This is a genomic window from Hyphomicrobium sp., assembly GCF_036780825.1.
Lineage (GTDB): Bacteria > Pseudomonadota > Alphaproteobacteria > Rhizobiales > Hyphomicrobiaceae > Hyphomicrobium_C.
The window spans coordinates 51181-71613 of sequence record NZ_DAIQCD010000002.1; the positions used below are offsets into that span (position 1 = coordinate 51181).

Annotated in this window: 18 protein-coding genes and 1 tRNA gene; 9 read left to right on the plus strand and 10 right to left on the minus strand. The window is 66.0% G+C overall.

All coding sequences use genetic code 11. The features are described from left to right. Positions 1-15 precede the first annotated feature (15 nt). The 3 genes from ubiV to ubiT are packed head-to-tail and all read right to left on the minus strand — an operon-like array spanning position 16 to position 2500. Positions 16-909 carry a ubiquinone anaerobic biosynthesis protein UbiV gene (gene ubiV / locus V7P99_RS01430; protein WP_442909851.1) on the minus strand — a complete coding sequence of 298 codons (894 nt, stop codon included), beginning with the start codon at positions 907-909 and terminating at the stop codon, positions 16-18. A 32-nt stretch (positions 910-941) separates the two neighbouring features. Next, entirely contained in the window at positions 942-1943 is a 1002-nt protein-coding gene (gene ubiU / locus V7P99_RS01435) for a ubiquinone anaerobic biosynthesis protein UbiU (protein WP_333793043.1), read from the minus strand. Beyond that, a complete protein-coding gene (gene ubiT, locus V7P99_RS01440; protein WP_333793044.1) occupies positions 1940-2500 on the minus strand; it encodes a ubiquinone anaerobic biosynthesis accessory factor UbiT in 561 nt (186 codons plus the stop codon). Before ubiT ends, ubiU begins: the two co-directional genes overlap by 4 nt. A 118-nt stretch (positions 2501-2618) precedes the next feature. Between ubiT and V7P99_RS01445 the strand changes: the two genes are divergently transcribed. Together V7P99_RS01445 and V7P99_RS01450 are read left to right on the plus strand one after the other, a co-directional pair. Then, positions 2619-4136, plus strand: a complete 1518-nt coding sequence (locus V7P99_RS01445; protein WP_333793045.1) for a UbiD family decarboxylase — start codon at positions 2619-2621, stop codon at positions 4134-4136. Further along, positions 4136-4714: a UbiX family flavin prenyltransferase gene (locus V7P99_RS01450; RefSeq protein ID WP_333793046.1), complete on the plus strand. Its 579-nt coding sequence runs from the start codon at positions 4136-4138 to the stop codon at positions 4712-4714. The genes V7P99_RS01445 and V7P99_RS01450 overlap by 1 nt, the downstream gene beginning before the upstream one ends. 311 nt (positions 4715-5025) lie before the next feature. On the opposite strand, the gene V7P99_RS01455 is transcribed toward V7P99_RS01450, so the two are convergent. Next, positions 5026-5101, minus strand: a tRNA-Thr gene (locus tag V7P99_RS01455). Between the two features lie 207 nt (positions 5102-5308). On the opposite strand from V7P99_RS01455, the gene V7P99_RS01460 reads away from it, so the two are divergent. Continuing rightward, entirely contained in the window at positions 5309-5566 is a 258-nt protein-coding gene (locus tag V7P99_RS01460) for a hypothetical protein (protein ID WP_333793047.1), read from the plus strand. A gap of 43 nt (positions 5567-5609) precedes the next feature. On the opposite strand, the gene V7P99_RS01465 is transcribed toward V7P99_RS01460, so the two are convergent. The 4 genes from V7P99_RS01465 to tsaD all read right to left on the minus strand — a co-directional run bounded on the left by V7P99_RS01465 (position 5610) and on the right by tsaD (position 9043). Then, on the minus strand, positions 5610-6278 hold the full coding sequence (locus V7P99_RS01465; RefSeq protein ID WP_333793048.1) for a class I SAM-dependent methyltransferase: 669 nt from the start codon (positions 6276-6278) through the stop codon (positions 5610-5612). Further along, positions 6275-6718 carry an EVE domain-containing protein gene (locus tag V7P99_RS01470; protein WP_333793049.1) on the minus strand — a complete coding sequence of 148 codons (444 nt, stop codon included), beginning with the start codon at positions 6716-6718 and terminating at the stop codon, positions 6275-6277. Before V7P99_RS01470 ends, V7P99_RS01465 begins: the two co-directional genes overlap by 4 nt. 185 nt (positions 6719-6903) lie before the next feature. Further along, on the minus strand, positions 6904-7905 hold the full coding sequence (locus tag V7P99_RS01475) for an NAD(P)H-dependent glycerol-3-phosphate dehydrogenase (protein ID WP_333793050.1): 1002 nt from the start codon (positions 7903-7905) through the stop codon (positions 6904-6906). Between the two features lie 46 nt (positions 7906-7951). Beyond that, positions 7952-9043: a tRNA (adenosine(37)-N6)-threonylcarbamoyltransferase complex transferase subunit TsaD gene (tsaD, locus tag V7P99_RS01480; RefSeq protein ID WP_333793198.1), complete on the minus strand. Its 1092-nt coding sequence runs from the start codon at positions 9041-9043 to the stop codon at positions 7952-7954. A gap of 211 nt (positions 9044-9254) precedes the next feature. Between tsaD and hemC the strand changes: the two genes are divergently transcribed. The 5 genes from hemC to acs all read left to right on the plus strand — a co-directional run bounded on the left by hemC (position 9255) and on the right by acs (position 16557). Beyond that, positions 9255-10184 (plus strand): hydroxymethylbilane synthase, encoded by a 930-nt coding sequence (gene hemC, locus V7P99_RS01485; RefSeq protein WP_333793051.1) that lies wholly within the window; start codon positions 9255-9257, stop codon positions 10182-10184. Between the two features lie 11 nt (positions 10185-10195). Further along, positions 10196-10912, plus strand: coding sequence for a uroporphyrinogen-III synthase (locus tag V7P99_RS01490; protein WP_333793052.1), 717 nt, complete (start codon positions 10196-10198; stop codon positions 10910-10912). A 51-nt stretch (positions 10913-10963) separates the two neighbouring features. After that, positions 10964-12778 (plus strand): hypothetical protein, encoded by a 1815-nt coding sequence (locus tag V7P99_RS01495; protein WP_333793053.1) that lies wholly within the window; start codon positions 10964-10966, stop codon positions 12776-12778. 14 nt (positions 12779-12792) lie between these two features. After that, positions 12793-14469, plus strand: coding sequence for a heme biosynthesis protein HemY (locus V7P99_RS01500; protein WP_333793054.1), 1677 nt, complete (start codon positions 12793-12795; stop codon positions 14467-14469). 138 nt (positions 14470-14607) lie between these two features. Next, positions 14608-16557, plus strand: coding sequence for an acetate--CoA ligase (gene acs / locus V7P99_RS01505; protein WP_333793055.1), 1950 nt, complete (start codon positions 14608-14610; stop codon positions 16555-16557). Positions 16558-16622: 65 nt separating this feature from the next. On the opposite strand, the gene V7P99_RS01510 is transcribed toward acs, so the two are convergent. After that, on the minus strand, positions 16623-18701 hold the full coding sequence (locus V7P99_RS01510) for a M3 family metallopeptidase (protein ID WP_442909846.1): 2079 nt from the start codon (positions 18699-18701) through the stop codon (positions 16623-16625). A gap of 374 nt (positions 18702-19075) precedes the next feature. On the opposite strand from V7P99_RS01510, the gene V7P99_RS01515 reads away from it, so the two are divergent. Further along, positions 19076-19474, plus strand: a complete 399-nt coding sequence (locus V7P99_RS01515) for a DUF2794 domain-containing protein (RefSeq protein WP_333793057.1) — start codon at positions 19076-19078, stop codon at positions 19472-19474. A 104-nt stretch (positions 19475-19578) separates the two neighbouring features. Here V7P99_RS01515 and V7P99_RS01520 read toward each other — a convergent pair whose 3' ends face one another. After that, entirely contained in the window at positions 19579-20352 is a 774-nt protein-coding gene (locus V7P99_RS01520; RefSeq protein WP_333793058.1) for a Bax inhibitor-1/YccA family protein, read from the minus strand. Between the last annotated feature and the right edge of the window lie 81 nt (positions 20353-20433).

The following is a 20433-nucleotide window of genomic DNA, read 5'->3' on the forward strand; positions in this document are numbered from 1 at the left end:
CTCAGCGCGCGCCCTTCACCCGACGACGAGCGTCGCCCCATCCACGCCGTGCACGAAACCGTTCGAGAACGCCGCGTCGGGTGTCGTCGCCTGAAGACGCTGCATGCCATGGGAAGGTTCGCACACGCCATCGAGAACATCGCGGAAGATGCGCGACACAGCGACCATGTCGCAGGTGTGAGGTGAGAGCCGCAGAGTTGAGACGCCGGCGTCGCCGAGTGCCTTCGTCTCGCTAATCAGGTTGCAATACGTATGGGAGAGCGTCTGCACGCCGTTGATGGCGAGAAATTTTTCATTGTCGAGTGTATCGACGCGAAGCCCGTCCGGATCGTCCTCGCAGACGAACTGGCAGGAATCCTTGGTGCGCCCGTGCAGCCGCGCGTGATAGCAGCGCGCCGAGATGGCGAGCGGGATGCGGCCGAAAGCCCAAACCTCTATGTCCGCGCCCGCCTCTTTAGCAGCCGCTGCAATGGCCGTGATCGAGGTCATCGGCAGCTCGGGCGGCAGCGCGATGCGCTTGGCACCGCCTCCAATCAGGAAGCGGACGGCGGCTTCGTTGTAGACTGAGATCAAAGGACCGATCGTGTGCGGCCGGCCGACGAGATGTGGGATCATCGAGACGTCGTTCGCCTCGACCATCTGCGTGGCGTCCGCGAGCGAAGCGCAATACTTGAGCTCGCGCTCGAGAGTCGGCAATGCGAGCGAGCTCAGGATGACGGTCTTCCCGCCGCGCTCCAGCCGCTCGATGACGTCCGGCAGCGAATCCGCAAAGAACGGCTGACGCTTCGAACAGACGACCTCGCCGACATAGACGCAATCGACGGGCGCTTCGTCGGCGATGCGCGCATAGAAGTCCCGCCATTGTGCGGCGGGCCAGTTGAAGAGCACGGGGCCGAGCGACAGCGATATCCGAGACATGTCCAGACGTCCTCCGTGCGGCGTCACCGCCACGTCTTCCGATAGGCGCCGGCCGTGATGCTCTGCCCTTCGGTCATGGACGCAAGAGGCGCGATGGGAACCGGGCCGTCGGTGCCGAGCGCGTCCAGCGCCTCCCGGAAGGCGCGGACCACGGCCTTGATGTAGGCGCGGCTTCTCTGGCGGCCCTCAATCTTGATCGCCGTCACGCCGGCTTTGCGCAAATCCGGCAGTAGGGTGCGCACGTCGAGGCTCACAGGCTCCTCGAAAAGATAACCTTCTCCGGCTTCGGTCCGGAAGCGCCCCTTGCAAAGCGTCGGATAGCCGACCGGCTGGTCGGCCTCGGCGCGATTGATCGTGAACGCTCCGAGACGAGAGACGAGGCTGCCGCCGTCCTCGCGATAGCTGACGTGGCTTGCGGGAGAGCACACGCCGTTCATGTTCGGGGATTTCCCCGTCGCGTAGGAGGAAAGCGAGCAGCGGCCTTCCGTCATCACGCAGAGGCCGCCGAAGGCGAACGTTTCCGTCTCGCACGAGACCGCGCGCGTCACGGCCGCGATCTCAGCCACCGTCAGCACGCGCGGCAGCACGACACGTTTCACGCCGAATGTCTTCACATAGAAGTCGATCGCGTCGGCGCTGGCTGCTGCAGCCTGCACGGAGAGGTGCCGCCGCAGATCGGGGTGCGTTTCGGCCGCGTAATGGAGCACGCCAAGATCTGCGACGATGACGGCATCCGCCCCGAGCGCCGCCGCATCGTCCACGGCGCGAAGCCACGGCGCGACATCGCCGGCGCGCGCGAACGTATTGATGGCAATAAGCACCTTTGCGCCGCGTTCGTGGGCATAGGCGATCGAAGTCCGCATCTCGTCGCGGCTGAAGTTGAGGCCGGGAAAGTTGCGCGCGTTCGTCTCGTCGCGGAAGCCGCAATAGACCGCATCCGCGCCGGCGTCGATGGCGGTTCGCAGCGCGGCCGGAGTACCCGCCGGACACACGAGCTCGAGCGCGCCTTGAGGTTGTTGCGTCATTGGAGTGGCCTCGCTCCGGCCCCGCTTGCACTGCCGATGACCGAGCGCAGGATGCGCGTGATCGCCGGCTTGAGACCGCCGATGGGCGGCCCGAAGGCGGCGCAGGTCTTGGCGATCTCCGCGACGAGATCGACATCCGCATCGTCGATCGCATTGCGCAGGGCGAGAACGGCTTCGATATCGCCCTCGACGACGAGATCGCGCGAGAAGAAGAGAGCGTCTCCGTCATAAAGCCCGTCCACGAGCCCGGTCAGAACCGGCAGCGGTCCGCGGATGCGGGCGTGCACATGCTCCGTCTCGAGTGTGCGCACCACGCGCAAGCTCATGGTGCCGCGCAGGGGCTCGAGAACGATGACGAAGGGGAGATCATCGGGCTCGATGGCGATGCGCCGCCGCTCGATTTCGGAAAGCCGTCCGACGAGATCGGGATGGCGCGCGAGAATGCCGGCCAGCAGACGCTCGAGAGCCATCTGCAGCGGCAGCAGCGGCAATGGCCGCATGGCCAGCGCGACGATGGCGGGCAAGCGGCGGACGGGTCGCGATGCAGGTTGAAGCATGACGCCTCCTCGCGATCTTCTTAGCCGCGCCGCGCCGCGCATCGCTTGACCGAGGTTAAACCGTCCATCCCGGCTCGATGCTTACTGCCCCGGACATCGATGACGGAGACCGAGCGCCGTGCGGGATCTGCCGAAGTTTGGCGATTTGCGTGCCTTTCTGAAGTTCCTCGACGCTAAGAGTGCGCTGACGCGCATCACTGCGCCGGTCTCGGTCGTGCATGACATGACGGAGATCCACCGGCGCGTGCTCGAGAGCGGCGGCCCGGCACTTCTATTCGAGCGCCCCGTACGAGCCGACGAGACGGAGTCGGATATGCCGGTTCTCGTCAATATGTTCGGCACGGCAGAGCGCGTAGCCTGGGGATTTGGCGTCGCCGATCAGGGCATCGGCCGCCTCGGCGCGCTGCTCGCCGCGCTGCGCGACCCGGAGCCATTGAATGGGCTGCGCGACGTGATGGAGCGCTGGCCGATGGTTAAGGCCATCCTCAGCATGCGGCCCACGTTCGTTGGCCGCCCTGCCGTACAGCAGCGCGTGCTGACCGGCGCCGACATCGCCCTCGACCGGCTGCCGATCCAGACCTGTTGGCCGGGAGAGCCCGGCCCGCTCATGACCTGGCCGCTGATGCTGACCCGCCCGCCGGACGATGAGCACATCTCGCGCTACAATGCTGGCGTCTACCGCATGCAGGTGTTGGGGCCTAACGAGGCCATCGTGCGGTGGCTTGCCCATCGCGGTGGCGCTGCGCATCATCGGCTGTGGTCGGCTGAAGGTCGCGATATGCCGGTCGCGGTTGTGATCGGTGCTGATCCGGCCACCATTCTCTCAGCGGTGCTCCCACTTCCCGAAACGCTGTCGGAACTGCGCTTCTCCGGCATCCTGCGGGGCGAGAGCCCGAGGCTCGCCCGCTGCGTGAGCGTGCCGCTCATGGTTCCGGCCGACGCCGAGATCGTCATCGAAGGGATGGTCTCGGCGCAAGAGACGAGGCCGGAAGGACCGTTCGGCGATCATACGGGCTACTATAACTCCGTCGAGCCGTTTCCCTTGATGCGCGTCACCGCCATCACGATGCGGGCCGATCCCATTTATCTCTCCACATACACCGGGCGGCCTCCCGACGAGCCGTCGATCATCGGTGCGGCGCTGGGCGATCTCTTCGTGCCCATTCTCAAGCGCCAGATCCCGGAAGTCGCCGATTGCTGGTTTCCACCCGATGCCTGCTCCTACCGCATGGCGGTGGTATCGATCCGGAAGCGTTACGCCGGCCAGGCGCGCCGCGTGATGATGGCGCTCTGGGGCCTCGCTCAGCAATTCTCCTACACGAAGGTGATCGTTGTGGTGGACGAGGATATCGACGTGCGCAGCTGGCGCGACATCTCCTGGGCGCTGGCGACGCGCATGGATCCCTCGCGCGACCTTATGGTCATCGACCGCACGCCCATCGACTATCTCGATTTCGCGTCTCCTCTGTCAGGGCTTGGCGGTAAGCTTGGCATCGACGCAACCAACAAGATCGGCGCAGAGACGGAGCGGGAATGGGGACGCGTGCTGGCGATGAGCCCAGACGTAACGGCGCGCGTCGATGAGATGTGGCAGCGGCTAGGCCTCGGCGAGACCGCAACTTCGGAGGAGCGTTGATGGAGCGCAAGCGTATCGTGCTGGGCGTGAGCGGGGCGTCGGGCGCCGCAATCGCCGTCCGCATCGCTACCATCCTCGGTGCCATGGCAGAGGTGGAGCTGCATCTCGTCGTCACCGCGGCCGCCGAGCGCACGCTCGCCCACGAGACCGGGCCTGAAGGATTGCGCACCCTTGAGGAGGCGGCCTTCCACCGCCATCCCATTCGCGATATCGGCGCCACCATTGCCAGCGGGTCCTTTCGCACCGCAGGGATGATCGTCGCGCCAGCGTCCATGCGCACGACGTCGGCGATCGCGTCGGGGCTGGCGGACAACCTTCTCACACGCGCGGCGGACGTTCACCTGAAGGAGCGGCGGCGGCTGGTGCTGGTCGCTCGGGAAAGCCCGCTCCATCTCGGTCACCTTCGCGCTATGACCGCGGTGACGGAGTATGGCGCCATCGTCGCGCCGCCGGTGCCGGCGTTCTATCTTGCGCCCCAGACCACGGCCGAAATCATCGACCAGATCGCCCGCCGCGCGATCGACCTTCTCGCGCTCGATCTGCCACTGCTTGCTGCATGCTGGTCCGGCACGGCCTAGAGCAGATCCCATTCGGGCGGCATCGCCCGAATGGGTGAAGATGCTCGCTCAAACAAGCAACTAGAGAATTTGCAGTGAGCGCAAGCGAACGGAAAATGCTCTAGAGCCTGATCGTTTGAGGTGATGCGAATTCACCAAGAACGTGAATCAGTTTCTCAAATAAAAACTTAGAGCGCGTTCACGTCGCACAATCCGATTCCGATGAGAGTGAAAGCGCTCTAGGCCCAAGGGGTGCAGCACAGCACCCTTCCACCACCGAACTCATGGCAGGCAGGAGCAATGCGACGCTATGCGAATGAGAATAATGAGAATGGTGCCGCAAACAGGACTCGAACCTGTGACCCCGTCATTACGAATGACGTGCTCTACCAACTGAGCTATTGCGGCGATGCCGGCGCCGAAAAGCAGGAAACGTTCCGGCGGCGCGTCTTGATAGGCTGAAACGGTCTGCCGTTCAAGGGGCAGGGTTACAGTTTGTGACGTGCAGTCCTTAAGGAAAGGGATGCGGCGATAGGCGCGGAACCCGCCTTGGCGTTCAAGGCTTTAATGAGGGCTGAAGCTCGCCTGCTTCCGGTATCCTGAGGGGGAGTAGTCATGACGCCGCGGAACCCGGTTCTGGACAGCCTCATCTTGCGGATGCGCCAGCCGATCAATGTTCAGGATGCCGCCGAGGAGGAGGCTCTGCGCATCATGGTACGTCTCGGCCTCACGCATCCGGTCACCCTTCCAGCCGCCGTGAAGATCGTCGCGTCCGAGATGCGTCACGGCCGCATGCACGAGATCGAAGCCACCGCGCGGGCTCTGCATTCCAAGCTTTCGCGTCGCCAACGCGAGCCGCGCACGAAGCAATGACGCGCGATGACCGCGACGCCTCGCGGCATTCACGGAAAAACCGCTACATCCGCCACACTGAGGAGCGCTTGATCTCCGCATCCTCGAGTTCGCGCGTGACCGGCACGTGATACTCCGCCGCCCTCGTGAAGCGCGCCTCCGGAAAGTAGCTGCGCTTGGGATCGCCGACGAGCACCAGAGCTCCTGCCGCGGCTGCCGTTTCGATGTAAGCCATCACACGCCCGGCCAGGTCCCGCTCGTAGAAAAGATCGCCGACGAGCACGACACCGACGTGAACCGGTTCGGTTGCGAGCAAATCGTCATCGGTTGTCGCAATCTCGACCGCGTTGAGCGTCGCGTTGAGTCTCACGGCCGCGATGGCGAGCTGGTCGATGTCGGCGGCCAGCGCCGACGCCGCCCCGGCGCGCATCGCGGCGATGGCGGCGAGGCCCGACCCCGAGCCGAGATCGAGCACCGCCTTTCCTGCGACGAGATGCGGCGTATCGAGCAGATAGCGTGCGAGCGCCTGCCCGCCCGCCCAGGCGAAGGCCCAGTACGGCGGCGGCACGTTCATCTCGCCCAGCTCTTCTTCCGTCTTCTGCCAAATGGGCAGGCTTTCCTCGGCCAGGTGCAGACGGATCTCCGGCACCAGCGGTGGCGTGAGAGGCCGGGTGTTGGCGATGATGAAGCGCGCGGCGGAAACGGGATCGGCAGGATTGAGCGCGCCGCTCATATCTTCTTTTTCGGGCGCTTTGCCGGCTGAAGTCCAGCCATGCGGCATACCTCCGCCCATTCCTCGTTGCGCACCGGTTGCACGGAGAGCCGGAAGGCCGTAACGAGCGCCATGTCGGAAAGCTTCGGATTGGCCTTCGCATCGGCGAGGGTCACAGGATTCGGCAGCGGCTCGCGCGCAGCGACATCCACGCACTGCCATTTGCCAGTGTCGTCCGTATCGTCCGGGTGGGCGAGCGCGATCACCTCGCAGATGCCCACGATCTCCTTGCCGATATTCGAATGATAGAAGAAGCAGAGATCGCCGATCTGCATGGCCTTCATGTTGTTCCGGGCCGTGTAGTTGCGCACGCCTGTCCAAGGCTCGCCCTTGGCGCCCTTCGCGACCAGATCGTCCCAGGAGAATTCGTCGGGCTCGGATTTGAGCAGCCAATAGGCCATGCGTCTCTCACTTCGCTCAGTAGAATTGAACAGGTGTCGCAACCTTAGAGCCTGATCGCTTGAGATGCGAGCCGTCCAGCTGGAGGTCGGCGTAACGGCGGCCGCCAGCATCGAGAGCGTGAACGGTATCTCGAATAAATGAGAGCTATCCACGTGCCAGTTAAACCGGAAACGGCCCTGCGCCCTCAGTCCTCGGCCTTGAACGGACGGCTCATGAGCCCGGAGATGGCGTCGTCCACTGAGAGCCGCGCCTCGAGCACCGCATGCACGGCCATGGTGATCGGCATGTCGATCCGCTTCTGCTCAGCCAGCCGGACCACCGCCGCAGCCGTGTAGACGCCCTCCGTCACGGCGATCCGCTGTCCGAGAACGGCTTCCACCGATTCTCCCTGACCGAGCGCGCGTCCTAGGCTCATGTTGCGCGATTGTTTGCTGCCGCAGGTGAGCACGAGATCGCCGATGCCGGAAAGCCCCATCATGGTCTCCGGCCGTGCGCCGAGCACACGCCCCAGCCGGCGCATTTCTGCAAACCCGCGTGTGACGATGGCGGCATGCGCGCTCGCTCCGAGCCCCTTGCCGTCAACGATCCCGGCCGCGATGGCGAGCACGTTCTTGAGTGCGCCTCCCAGTTCGACGCCGATCAGGTCGTCCGACCAGTAGAGGCGAAGCTGGCGGTCTCCGAGCCGTTCGGCGAGGGTTTTGCCGAGCACCTCGTTGCGGCAGGCGATGGTGAGCGCCGCCGGGAGCCCGCGCGCCACGTCTGCGGCGAAGCTCGGGCCGGAGAGGACGGCCGGCACCATGTCCGGCACGGTCTCGGCCAGGATCTCGCCCATCAGTTTTCCGCTCGCCTGCTCGACGCCCTTGGCGCAGACGATGAGCGGTTGTCCCGCGCGGACGTGCGGCGCCAGCGCCTGCGTGACAGCGCGCACATGCTGTGCCGGGCAGACGAGGAGGATGGCATCCAACGCCGCACAGTCCCTGAGGCTGCTGGTGGCTTCGAGACGTGGATCGAGCTCTATTCCTGGCAGGAAGGCCCGGTTGACGTGCCGGGTCGAGATATCGGCGACCGTTTCCGGCTCCCGGGCCCAAAGCACGACCCGGCGCCCGGCGAGCGTCAGCGTTTGCGCCAGCGCCGTGCCCCAAGCGCCGCCGCCGATCACGCCGATGCTGTTTATCGTCAATGGCATCGCGCCCTCGTTTTCTCCGCACGGCTGGCCGTGGCGGCTCGTTGCATCACGCCTTCACCCCTGCACCGATGGCGGCCGGCGCCCCGGGATCGAGCGGCCAACGGGGTTTCGCAGCGACGTCGAGCTCGTCCGTGAGCCCGCGTGCCAGGCGTTCAGCGCCCGCCCAGGCGATCATGGCGCCGTTGTCCGTGCACAATGCGGCAGGCGGCACAGCAAGGTGGAAACCGCGCGCGTCCGCAAGCCCAGCCAGCGCCCGGGCGATGGATTTATTGGCCGCGACGCCGCCGGCGATGGTGAGAACCCGCGCGCCCTCGCCGAGGCTTCCTGCTGAGAGATCCATGGCGCGCCCCACGCGATCGACGATGATGTCGCACACGGCGGCTTCGAACGCGGCCGAGAGGTCGGCGATATCCTGGTCACTCAACGGGGCGGCGGCCTCGGCCCGCTGGCGCAGCGCTGTTTTGAGGCCGGCGAGGGAGAAATGCGGCTCCGCGCGCCCCACCATGGGCCTCGGCAGCGGGAAGCGCCTGGCATCGCCGGCGCGCGCTGCACGCTCCACTTCCGGGCCGCCCGGATAACCGAGGCCGAGCAGCTTCGCCGTCTTGTCGAAGGCTTCCCCGATGGCGTCGTCGACGGTGGTCCCGATCCGGCGATAGCGGCCGACATCTTCCACGAGCAGCGTTTGTGTATGCCCGCCCGACACGAGCAGGACCAGATAGGGCGGCGCCAGCCCATCCGTGAGCCCGACCGTCAGAGCGTGAGCTTCGAGATGGTTGATGGCGAGGAACGGCTTGCCGGCGGCCAGCGCGAGCGTCTTGCCCGTGACGAGCCCAACGACGAGGCCGCCATTGAGCCCCGGCCCAGCCGTCGCGGCGATGCCGGAGAGGTCGGCCAGGGTGACGCCGGCCTCGGCAAGGGCCGCCGCCACGAGTGTATCCAGGCATTCGACGTGGGCGCGCGCGGCGATCTCCGGCACGACGCCCCCATACGGGCTATGCTCGGCGAGTTGCGAGCGCACGACATTGGAGAGAATGCGGCCCTCCGCCTCCCCGTCCCGCACCACCACGGCGGCGGCCGTTTCGTCGCAGCTCGTCTCGATGCCGAGGACGAGGAGCCGCTGCTCACTGGTGTTCTGCACGGTCGTCACGAAAGGCGCCTCTGCCGCTTAGGGTAGTGGTGCCCCGCCCAGTCTGGCATGAGCGCCTCAGGAATCCTGACCATGCGGTTTGGCGGTAAAATGCGGAGGCCGGTCATCTGAGCAAGGCCCATTTGCGTTCGATTGCGGAGGCGGGCATTAATGGCGCCGCCCGCCGCGGAGCCCCGTGGCCCTAACACCTGGAGCCCTCGACTTGCAAGCACGCACCATCCGCATCGGCACGCGCGGCTCGCCCCTCGCCCTCGCCCAGGCCCACGAGGTGCGGGGCCGCCTGATGGCAGCGCACGGCCTGCCGGAAGAGGCCTTCGAAGTGCGCATCTACAAGACGAGCGGAGACGCCATCCAGGATCGCCCGCTGGCGGAGGTCGGCGGCAAGGGATTGTTCACCAAGGAGATCCAGGAGGCGCTGTTCGCGCGTGAGATCGACCTTGCGGTGCATTCGCTGAAGGATATGCAGACGCGGCTGCCGGAGGGGCTCACCATCGGTGCCGTGCTGCCGCGCGAGGATGTGCGCGACGCCTTCATTTCCCTGGCGCATGCTTCACTCGCAGCGCTGCCCAAAGGGGCGGTGGTCGGCACGTCGAGCCTCAGGCGGCAGGCCCAGGTGAAGCGCATCCGGCCCGATGTCGAGATCGTGGGCTTCCGCGGCAACGTCCAGACGCGGCTGCGCAAGCTTGCCGAGGGCGTCGCCGACGCCACGCTCTTGGCCTGTGCCGGGCTCAACCGTCTCGGCATGGCGGACCGCATCACCGCACCGATCGAGACGGATGCGATCCTGCCGGCCGTCGCGCAAGGTGCGATCGCCATCGAGGTGCGTGAGGACGATGCCGAGGCCGGGCGTCTCGCAGCCTCGCTTAACCATGAACCCACGGCCCTGTGCGTCACGGCGGAGCGCGCCTTTCTGGCGCGGCTCGACGGCAACTGCCGCACGCCGATCGCGGGCCTAGCCGAGCTCGCCGCCGGCACACTGCGCTTCCGCGGCATGGTGTTTTCGCCCGATGGCGCGCAGTGCTTCGAAACCACGCGCGAGGCGCCGGTGTCCGAGGCCGCCGCGCTGGGCCATGCCGCCGCCGAGGTGCTCATCGAGCAGGGCGCGAACTCCGTTCTATGGCGGTCCGCGTAATGCGTCTTTTGATGACGAGGCCGGACCTCGATGGCGAGCCTGATCCCCTGAGCAAGGCGCTGGCGGCGGCGGGCCATCACATCACGCAGGCCCCGCTGCTCGCGATCAGCCTGACGGGACCGATGCCGCCCATCGATGGCGTCCAGGCGCTGATCGTAACCAGCCGCAATGGGTTGCGCGCCGTGGCACCCGTTTTCGGCCGTGCCCTCGATCTGCCGCTGTTCGCAGTCGGGCCGGGCACGGGCGAGCTGGCCCGCGCCTTAGGCTTCCGCCATGTCGTGGAGGGCCCGGGAACCGGGCGCGAGCTGGCCGAAATCATCCGTGCCGAGGCCACGCCTGCCGCCGGCGCGCTGATGCACATTGCGAGCGATACGCTGGCCTTCGACATGAAAGGCGCGCTCGCCCCCTTGGGCTACGAGATCCGCACCGAGGTTGTCTACCGGACGGAAACGACGACGGCCTTCCCCGCAGCGGTTGCGGATCGGCTGCGCCAGGGAGGTTTCGACGGCGTGGTTCTGATGTCGCCGAGAACGGCGCGGGTTTACGCTAAATTAGTCGCCGATGCTGCTCTTGCTTCCATGATCGGCGGTCTGCGCCACTTCTGCCTCTCGGAAGCCGTGGCCCGAGAGCTTGCGCCCCTCGGAGTGGCGGATGCCGCCGTCGCCCGCTTGCCCAATTCGCAAGAAATGCTTGCTCTTATCGCACGCGAGACGCCAGACTTGGATTAAGGTTCCGCCTTACCCTCAGGCTGGCCGCAAGTCTCTGGAGACCCTGCTCCCATGATCGACAAGCCCGATCCCGCGAAGGATGCTGGCCGCAGCGATGCATCTGCCGCCAAGCGGCCCCACGCGACGCTGGACCTCAAGGCGACCGAGGTGAAGCCGCCTGCGCCTGAGGCGCCTGCCGCGGGCCCCGGGGCGGCCGCGCCCTCGCCTGGAAAAGCCGCGTCCGGCTCACCCTCGACGGCAACGCCCGCGTCCTCGACACCGTCTGGAGCGTCCTCGGCTGCGCCCGCGAAGCCGACTGTCTCTCCCGCTACGTCTGCCAAGGGAGCGCCCTCGTCCGCCCAGAAACCCCAAGATCAGCCGAAATCCGAAACCGGCACGAAACCGGAGGCCGGCTCGAAGGCGAGACCGACGCCGCCACCGCAGCCCACAGGCGCCCCGCGCGGCGGCTTCTTCTCCCATGTCGGTGCCGGCGTGATCGGCGGCGCGCTCGTCTATGCCGGCGCCTCGGTTCTCGGCCCCGGCTGGCTGTCCGACGGAACCAACGAAAGCCTGTCGCATCTGGCGTCCCGGATCGCGGCGCTCGAAGCCCTACCGCGGGAGAGCGGCGACGTTGCCGCGCTCGATGCCCGCATCGGCGGGGCGGAGAGCCGTCTCGCGAAGCTCGATGATCTGGAGCGCAGCCTGACGGCCCTGAGCGCGACGCAGCAGTCGCTCGAGACCGAGCAGAAATCGCTTGCGGCCGCGGCACAGCAGAACGGCAGCGAGGAGCGCATCTCTCGCCTCGAGGAGCAGCTTCGCATGATCGGCGAGGCGAGCGGAAATACGGAGGGCGGCGTTCCGCAGCTTGCGGCCATCTCCGGCAAGATCGCCGACGTCGAAGCAGCGTTGAAGGCCGAGCTGGCCGAGCTTCGTAAGAGCATTCCCGCCGAGACTGACCGGCGCCTTGCGGCCGCCGAGGAGTCGGCCGAGGCTGCGAGGTCGGCGACGCTCCGCTTTGATCGCGAGCTCTCGCAGATCCGCACCGAGCAGGCGCGCGGCGCCGAGCGGGCAGAGGCCGCCAAGGCGGATACGGAGCGTCTCACCGCCTCCGTCGATGTGACCAAAGAGGAGACGGCGCGTCTTTCGAGCGCGCTCGGCGAGCTTAGAAGCTCTCTCGACTCCCGGCTCCAGGCGTTTGCCAAGCCCGCCGACGTGACGGCAGCCGTTGGCACGGTGAACAGCAAGCTCGCCGAGCTTGAGCAGAACGTGCAGAGCGTCGTGCAGCACGAGCAGATTCGCCGCCAGAACGCCGAGCGGATCGTGCTCTCGCTCGAGCTTTCGAGCCTTAAACGTGCGCTCGACCGCGGCCTCGGCTATGGCTATTCCGCCGAGCTCGACGAGGTGCGGAAGGTTTCGGGCGGCCAGCTCGATCTCTCGCCCCTTGAACGATTTCAGGAGGCCGGCGTCGCCACGCCGGCTCAACTCAAGGCGGAGTTCCGTCCGCTTCTCAATGCCGTCCTCGACGCCGATCTCGAGCCTGCGGATGCCTCCGTCTTCGATCGCCTGCTCGCCGGCGCGAAGTCCGTCGTCCGCGTCCGTAAGATCAGCCACGATCCGGGCGATACCAGCACCGAGGCCATCGTCTCCCGGATGGAGGCGGCCCTCGACGAAGGCCGCCTTGGCGACGTGCTGTCGGAAGCCAAGACCCTGCCGCAGCGCGCGCGCATTCCGCTCGAGGATTGGCTGATCAAGGTCACGGCCCGCGACACGGTGGACCGTGCCATCGCCGGCGTGGAGAACCGCCTCAAGGCCTCGCTCTCCGGTGCATCCGAGCCGGCGCCCCCGGCCGCCGTGCCGGATGAGGCTCCAGCTCCGCAACAGAACTAAGAGGGCTGCGAGCGATGACGCGTCTCGTCCTTTTTCTCCTCGCGGTCGTCCTGCTTGCCAGCGGCCTTTCCTGGCTCGCCGACCGGCCGGGCTCGCTCCTCCTCACCTGGCAGGGCTATGAGATCGAGACCAGCGTGTTCCGCGCGGTCGTGATCTTCGCCGCGTTGATCGGCTTCGCGTTGCTCGTCTGGAATCTTTTGAGCCAGGTCTGGTCGAGCCCCGCCGCAGTCAGCCATTTCCTCACCCGGCGGCGCCACAGGCGTGGTCTTGACGCGCTGTCTTCGGGCATGATCGCCATCGGCGCCGGGGATCGGTCCATGGCGACGCGCTACGCGCTGCAGGCGCGCAAGTCCCTTCCGAACGAGCCGCTGACGCATCTCTTGCGCGCCCAGGCAGCGCAGCTCTCCGGCGACAAGGCGACGGCGCGGCGCATTTTCGAAGCCATGCTCGCATCCCCGGATACGGAGCAGCTCGGCTTGCGCGGCCTGTTCCTCGAAGCGGGCCGCGAAGGCGAGACGGAGGCGCAGCGCCAGTTTGCCGAGCGTGCGCTGAGGCTCAATCCGAAACTCTCCTGGCCGGTCGAGGCGCTGTTCGAGCTCCAGTGCAAGGCCGGTGATTGGAGCGGCGCACTTGAGACGCTCGCGCTCGCGAGGCGCCATGGGCATGTGGAGCGGCCGGTGGCGGATCGCCGCCGCGCCGTGCTTCTCGCCGCCCAGGCTCAGGCGCTGGAAGAAAACGATTCCGAAAAGGCGCTGACGCTGGCACTCGAGGCGCATGGCCTCGCGCCGTCGCTGATACCTGCGGCCGCGATCTCCGGGCGCCTGCTCGCCGCACGGGGCAACACGCCGCGCGCGGCCCGCGTCATCCAGAAGACGTGGACGAGGGCGCCGCATCCCGAGCTCGCCACGGCCTACGCCTATGCGCGCATCGGCGACAGTCCGCGGGACCGGCTCGACCGCGTGAAGCATTTGTTCACGCTGAACCCCATGTCCGTTGAAAGCTCCATCGCCGTTGCAGTGGCCGCCATCGAAGCACGCGACTATGTGGAGGCGCGGCGCATCTTGCAGCCGTTCCTCGAAGAGGGGCTCACGCGGCGCATGGCGGCGTTGATGGCCCGCATCGAGGCCGAGGAGAGCGGCGACAAGGGCAAGGCGCGTGAGTGGCTGGCTCGCGCCGTCACGGCGCCGCGTGACGCGGCCTGGATCGCTGATGGCGTGATTGCCGATCGCTGGGCACCGGTCTCGCCTGTGACCGGCGCGCTCGATGCGTTCTCCTGGCGCGTTCCGGCCGACGATGTCGAAAGCGGCGAAGAGCGTATCCTCGGTGCCGACTTGACCGAGTTCATCGCCTCGAGCGAGCCTGAAACAGTGATCGTGCGGGCGGTCGCTGTCGATGACAATCCGAAGCCGCAAGGCGACGTGCCACAAAGCGAGCCGCCGCCCAACGCGCCGCCGGCGGCCACCACTGCGCCTCAGGCGCCGTCTGCCGAGGAGACGCCGAGCGCGCCGGCAGAGACGCCCGTTGAGCCGCCCGCGCCGAAGCCGGCCCCACGCTCATCGGAAGGGGAAACGGCCCCGCCGCGCATGGAAATTTTCAGAGCGCCGCATGCGCCGGATGATCCCGGTCCCGAGCCCGATGATTCCGGTGCGAACGAGCCCCGGCTCGGTTTCCGCGCTGCCACGGCGCGATGAAGCCGCGTCTGATTGTGCGCTGCGGCGAAGCCATTTGAGATCGGCTGCGAGCCCTTCGACCAAGGGGGAAGTTGTCGCTCGCCGCCCGCTTGCCCATAATACGTTGAGAACAAAGATCGAGCTTCGGGAGGAATTCACATGTCGGAAAAGACATACCCGGTCACGCCGGACTGGGCGAGCCGGGCTTGGCTCGACAGCGCGAAGTACAAAAGCCTCTATGAGCGCTCGGTGAATGATCCGGAAGGCTTCTGGGGCGAGAACGGCCGCCGTATCGACTGGATCAAACCCTACACCAAAGTAAAGAACACGAGTTTCGATCCCCAGAACGTCTCGATCAAATGGTTCGAGGACGGCACGCTGAACGTCACCGCCAACTGCATCGACCGCCATCTTGAGACGCGCGGCGATCAGGTCGCGATCATCTGGGAAGGCGATGACCCGACCGAGGACGCCACGATCACCTATCGCCAGCTGCACGAGCGCGTGTGCCGGTTCGCGAACGTACTCAAGGCGCACGGCGTCACGAAGGGCGATCGTATCACCATCTATCTGCCGATGATCCCCGAGGCGGCTTACGCGATGCTCGCTGCCGCCCGTCTCGGCGCCGTTCACTCCGTCGTCTTCGCCGGCTTCTCGCCGGATAGCCTCGCGGGGCGCATCGAGGACGCGGGCTCGAAGTTCATCATCACCGCCGACGAGGGATTGCGCGGCGGCAAGACGGTCCCGCTTAAGAAGAACACCGACGAGGCGCTGAAGAAGTGCGCCACGGGCGGCGAGAAGGTGCTCGTCGTGCGCCGCACCGGCAACCCGATCTCATGGACCGGCGGCCGTGATCTTTGGCTGCATGAGGAGATCGAGAAGGTCTCGGCCGATTGCCCGCCGGTGGAAGTGGGCGCCGAGGACCCCCTTTTCATTCTCTATACGTCGGGCTCGACGGGAAAGCCTAAGGGTGTGGTGCACACGACAGGTGGTTATCTCGTCTTCGCGGCGATGACCCACCAGTACGTGTTCGATTACCACGACGGGGACATTTACTGGTGCACGGCCGATGTCGGCTGGGTCACCGGCCACAGCTACATCCTCTATGGGCCGCTCGCCAACGGCGCCACCACGCTGATGTTCGAAGGCGTGCCGACCTATCCTGACGCGTCGCGTTTCTGGAACGTGGTCGACAAGTGGAAGGTGAATACGTTCTACACGGCGCCGACCGCGATCCGCGCGCTTATGGGCGCTGGTGATGACTTCGTGAAGCGCGCCAGCCGCTCGTCGCTGCGCCTCCTCGGCAGCGTCGGCGAGCCGATCAATCCGGAGGCCTGGGAGTGGTATCATCGCGTGGTGGGCGAAGGGCGGTGCCCCATCGTCGACACATGGTGGCAGACGGAAAACGGCGGGATCCTCATCTCGCCGCTGCCGGGCGCCATCGATCTGAAGCCGGGCTCGGCGACGCTTCCCTTCTTCGGCGTGCGCCCCGGGATCGTCGATGACCGTGGCGTGCTTCTCGAAGGCGTCGCTCAGGGAAATTTGGTGATTCTCGACAGCTGGCCAGGGCAAGCGCGGACGCTCTTCGGCGATCACGACCGCTTCGTGCAGACTTACTTCAGCAACTATCCCGGAACCTATTTCTCCGGCGACGGCTGCCGGCGCGACGAGGACGGCTATTACTGGATCACCGGCCGCGTGGATGACGTGATCAACGTGTCCGGCCATCGCATGGGCACGGCGGAGGTCGAAAGCGCGCTGGTGGCGCATCCGAAAGTGGCGGAGGCCGCAGTCGTCGGCTATCCGCACGACGTCAAGGGCCAAGGCATCTATTGCTATGTGACGCTGATAACCGGCGAGCAGCCGACAGAGGAGCTGCGCAAGGAACTCGTGCAGCATGTCCGCCACGAGATCGGCCCCATCGCCTCGCCCGACGTGGTGCAGTTCGCGCCTGGCCTGCCGAAGACGCGCTCGGGCAAGATCATGCGCCGCATCCTGCGCAAGATCGCCGAGAACGAGTTCGGCAACCTGGGCGACATCTCGACGTTGGCCGATCCGTCCGTCGTCGACGAGCTGATCTCGAACCGCCAGAGCCGCAAGGCAGGCTGAAGCCGCATCTCAATCCCGGTCGGACAGTTGATTGGCAACGTTGCCGGCCGGGATGAAAGTGCTGCTCACGCTAACCCGCGCTTGCGCAAAAGTCCCTCCACCTCCGGCGGGCGGCCGCGGAATGCAACATACGCGTCGAGCGCGTCGCGCGTGTTACCGGCCGAGAGAATGTGCGTCTTGAGCTTCGCCGCGATCTTGCGGTCGAACACGTTGCCCGCTTCGATGAAGGCCGCGAACGCATCTGCGTCCATCACCTCGGACCATAGATAGCTGTAATAGCCTGCCGCGTAGCCGCCGATGATGTGCTGGAAGTGCGGAATTCGGTGCCGCGGCACGATCTCGGCCGGCATACCGATTTTTGCCAGCATCTCACTCTCGAACGCATCGACGTCGAGCCCTGCTGCATCGGAGAGCGAATGCAGCTCCAGGTCGAGCAGCGTCGAAGCTGTATATTCGACGGTTTGGAAGCCTTGATTGAACGTGCGCGCCGCCTCGAGCTGGTCGAGGAGGCGCTGCGGCATCGGTTTTCGCGTTTCCACGTGGAGGGCAAAGCGCTTCAGGATTTCGGGGCGCGATAGCCAGTGCTCGTAAAGCTGCGACGGCAGCTCGACGAAATCGTGCAGCACGTTGGTCATGGCGAGCGTGGGATACGTCACGTCCGAAAGGAGCCCGTGCAGCCCGTGGCCCATTTCGTGGAACAGGGTGCGTGCATCGTCGAATGAGAGCAGCGTCGGCGTGCCGGGCGCTCCGCGCGCCACGCTCATGACGTTGACGACGATCGGGCGAACGTTGCCGGTGAGCTTTTGCTGCGTCCGGTAGGAGGACATCCACGCGCCGGAGCGCTTCGAGGGGCGCGCATAGTAGTCCCCGTAGAAGAGCCCCACGTGCTCGCCGGCCTTCGTCTTCACCTCCCAGGCGCGCACGTCCGGGTGATAGACGGGCACGTCGGTCCGCTCCTCGAACACGAGGCCGAACAGCCGGCCGGCCGTGTAGAAGGCCGCCTCTAGCACGTTCTCGAGAACGAGATGCGCGCGCACCTCGGCCTCGTCGAGATCGTAGCGGGCCTTGCGCTCTTGTTCCGCGTAATAGCGCCAGTCCCAGGCGGCGATCTTGAAGTTTTCGCCCTCGGCGCGTGTCCGCGCTTGCAGGGCATCGCGCTCGGCCCGTGCCCGCTTGAGCGCCGCCGGCCAGACCTTGTCGAGAAGCTTGCGCACCTCTCCCGGCGTGCGCGCCATCGTGTCATCGAGGGTGTAGGCGGCAAAGGTCTCGAACCCGAGCAGGCGGGCAAGCTCCCACCTGAGCGCGATCATCTGCACGATGATGGCCCGATTGTCGGTTTCGCCGCCAAGCTCGCCGCGCTTGATCCAGGCCTTCCAGGCGTCTTCCCGAAGATCGCGGCGAGACGAGAACTGCAGGAACGGCTCGACGCTCGAGCGCGCCAGCGTGATGACGTGCTTGCCCGGCATGCCGAGCTGCACTGCGGCCTGGGCGGCTGCCGCACGAACGGAGCTGGGCAGTCCCGCAAGGTCGCGCTCACCCTCGAGCACGAGCTGCCACGCCTGCTCGTCGGCGAGCACGTTCTGATTGAACCGCGTGCCCAGCGTCGCCATCTCCATGTTGATCTCGGCGATGCGCCGGCGCGCCTTGGCGTCGAGCTTGGCCCCTGCACGAACGAAGCTGCGATAGGTCCGCTCGAGCAGCCGCAGCGCCTCCGGATCGAGGCCGAGGTCGGCGCGCCGTTCGTAAACATCGGCAATACGAAGAAACAGCCGCCGGTTGAGCAGAATGGTGCTTTGATGCTTTGCGAGCCTGGGCGCGATATCGCGCTCGACGGCCTGCAGCGCAGGATTGGTATCGGCGCTCGCGAGATTAAAGAAGACGTCCGCCACCTTGCTGAGCAGCGCGCCGCTCTTTTCAAGTGCGAGGACGGTATTGGCGAACGTCGGCTTGGCTTGCTTCGCGGCAATAGCGGCGATTTCCTGCCGGTGCGCCGCCAGCGCTGCAGAGAATGCGGGCTTGAAGTGCTGCGGCTTGATCGCTGGAAATGGCGGCGCCTTGAATGGCGTGCGCCATGGAGCGAGGAGAGGGTTCTGCGTGCGGGGACTGCCTGCTGGAGCGGCGCTGCCATTCTTCGCCATGATCATCCTCTTTCGATATCGGCGGAGAAATCGATACCGGAATGACCATCGAAAGACAAAGGCTGGTTCGGTGCTCCCGGCGCCCTCGCGCGAATGTGTAAGCGCGGGACGCGGCCGTTATCTTCCGTGCCGAGAGGCACATCTTCGATGTGGGGAGAATGGGGCCCGGTCCAGGGAGATGAGCCTCGGATCCGGGGCTTGGGGGGAGAGATCCGAGGCCGGGGAATGGACCGGGCCGTACGCGCTATGATTTCTATTATAGGGACCAATGGGGCCTGCCCGAGGAGGCTTTGTGGCGGCGCTATGAATTCTTCGCCTGCGACACGCTTGAAAAATCAAGTACGCGGGGCGATCATGCAATGAGGCAGCAGGAGGCGCCCTTGAGCGAGTCCGACCCCATACGCTTCCGCCTGCGTGAGCTGGGCGGAGCACGCAGCCAAGCGCAGCTTGCCTCGTTTCCCGCAGCCTCGCCCCGCATCTCCCCTTCTGTCGTCGTCTTCGCCCGCGCCGAGCTCGATGCCATCCTCGCGGTTTACGCCCGCAAGGTCGCGGCGGGTGAATGGCGCGATTACGCACTTCGGATGGATCGTGAAAAGGCTGTGTTCGCAATCTTCCAGTGCGCGTCCGAGTATCCCCTCTTCCGCTTGGAGAAATGCCCGCAGCTGGCGCGGCGATACGGAGCCTATAGCCTCGTGCTGCGCAGCGGTGCGGTGCTGAGACGGGGCCACGACTTGGCCCGCGTGCTCGCGGCATGCGAGAGCATGAAGCTCAGCCACTGATCGCGCTTCCCGGGTGAGCTGCAGCCGTGGTCACGGCGTCCTCAAACGAAAAAGGGCCCCGCAACGCTGCGGAGCCCTCTTCAATTCTAATCGGTGGTTCGCGCTTACTCGCGCTCGCCCATGAGCGAGAGCAGGTTGACGAACAGGCCGACGAAGTCCTGGTAGAGCGAAAGCGCGCCGAGGATCGAAGCCTTGGCTGCGGCCTCCGCGTTACCAGCGACCTCGTAGTAGACGTCCTTGATGCGCTGCGTGTCATAGGCGGTGAAGCCCGCGAACACGAGCACGCCAATGACAGAGATCGCGAACTGCATGGCGCTCGACTGCATGAAGATGTTGACCACCATGGCGATGATCACGCCGATGAGGCCCATGAACAGGAACGAGCCCCAGCCCGAGATGTCGCGCTTGGTCGTGTAGCCCCAGATGCTGAGGCTGGCGAACGCCGCTGCGGTGATGAAGAACACGTTGGCGATGGAGTTGCCCGTGAACACCAGAAGCAGCGACGACAGGGACGCGCCGACGAGTGCCGCGTAGATCCAGAACGAGATCCGGGCGGCGCCGACGCTCATGCTGTTGGCGCGGAAGGCGAAGAAGAAGACGAACCCGACCGGCGCCAGGAAGAGCAGCCACTTGAGCGGGCTGGTGTAGAGCGCCACGCCGAACGCGGTGAGTGCCTGGCCGTTCGGGAGCGTCGCGGCAGCGGAGGCCGGATCGGTCGTCACGGCCATCGAATAGATCAAATAAGCGACGATGCCGGTGAGCGCGACGCCCGCCGCCATGTAATTGTAAACGCCCAGCATGTAAGCGCGCAGACCTTCGTCGACATCGGCGCGGCCGACGGTCGTCGCCTGCGAATATCTGCTGTCAAACTGTGCCATCGTGTTTGAGTCCCCATAAAGACTTCTAGAGCAGATCCCATTCGGACGGAATCGGCCGAATGGGTGAAGATGCTCGCCCAA